Genomic DNA, 1,109 nt, shown 5'->3' on the forward strand with positions numbered 1-1,109 from the left:
ATTCCCGCCATGCCGCTGAGTGGTGGTGGCCTGGCGCCACCCCCACCCATGATCAAGCGTTAACGAGAGGCGATGTGACTCCCTTCTCCAGCAGTTTCCGCAAGATGGATTTGCGAACGGTCGCAGGCCGGAAGCGCAAGGCACGCTACCGTCCGCGCCCTCGCCGCCCCCATGCGGCAGGTTTCACGCTGATCGAACTGCTGGTGGTGTTCTCCATCCTCGCCCTACTTTTGACGCTGGCCACGCCGCGCTACTTCAAAGCGGTGGATGGTGGCAAGGAAAAAGTCCAGGCACAAAACCTCGCCACACTGCGCGATGCAATCGACAAGTTCCGCGCCGACCAAGGCAAGTACCCGATGCAATTGCAGGAGGTGGTGGACAAGCGCTACCTGCGCGAGATCCCGCTGGATCCGGTGTCCGGCTCCCGAGCCTGGGAGGTTTTGCCATTTCCAACCGGCGCTGAGCCAGGCATCTACGACGTACGCGCGCCCCTTGTGCCAAACCCAATCCCGCCAAAGGAAGGTGTCGAGCCACCCACTACGGAGATCGCGCCGTGAAACCGTCGGGGCAAGGCGGCTTCACGCTGATCGAGCTGCTGGTCTCACTGGCCATCGTGGGCCTGCTGGCCATGGTGGCCGTGCCGCTGACCCAGGTGGTGCAAACACGCGCCAAGGAGGCCGAACTCAAGCAGGGCTTGCGCACCCTACGCCGGGCGCTGGATAGCTATAAGGCCGCATCCGACGCCGGGGTCATCGACAAGGGGGTAGGCGCCTCCGGCTACCCTCCGTCGCTGGAGGTGCTGGTCAACGGCGTTCCGCGCTCTGCGGCTTTTGGTTTCTCCGCGCAGCCTTTTGTGGTGCTGCGCAGGATTCCGCGTGACCCTTTCGCCGAAGATCCGGCCCTTAGCGATGTGCAGACATGGAACACCCGCGCCTACAGCAGCAGCGCTGAAGCACCGCAACCGGGTGCGGACGTGTTCGATGTCTCCTCGAAGTCGTCCCAGCGCGCGCTGGACGGGTCGGCTTACAGCGCTTGGTGACGGGACTCGTTCAGCCATGACAAAAGCCACCCGCCCGCGCAAGGCTTTGGCCTCGCAGTCAGGTCTGGTG

At 63.9% G+C, this 1,109-nt stretch carries 2 protein-coding genes; both read left to right on the forward strand.

Going from position 1 to position 1,109, the window contains the following annotated elements:
• On the forward strand, nt 1-557 hold a 557-nt coding region (locus AC1D1P_RS23975), incomplete at its 5' end, for a type II secretion system protein (RefSeq protein WP_477674739.1).
• Nucleotides 554-1,039: a type II secretion system protein gene (locus tag AC1D1P_RS23980; protein WP_477670769.1), complete on the forward strand. Its 486-nt coding sequence runs from the start codon at nt 554-556 to the stop codon at nt 1,037-1,039. The genes AC1D1P_RS23975 and AC1D1P_RS23980, both read left to right, overlap by 4 nt.
• The last annotated feature ends 70 nt before the right edge of the window (nt 1,040-1,109 follow it).

Source organism: Polaromonas sp. P1_E1_2 (assembly GCF_056406035.1).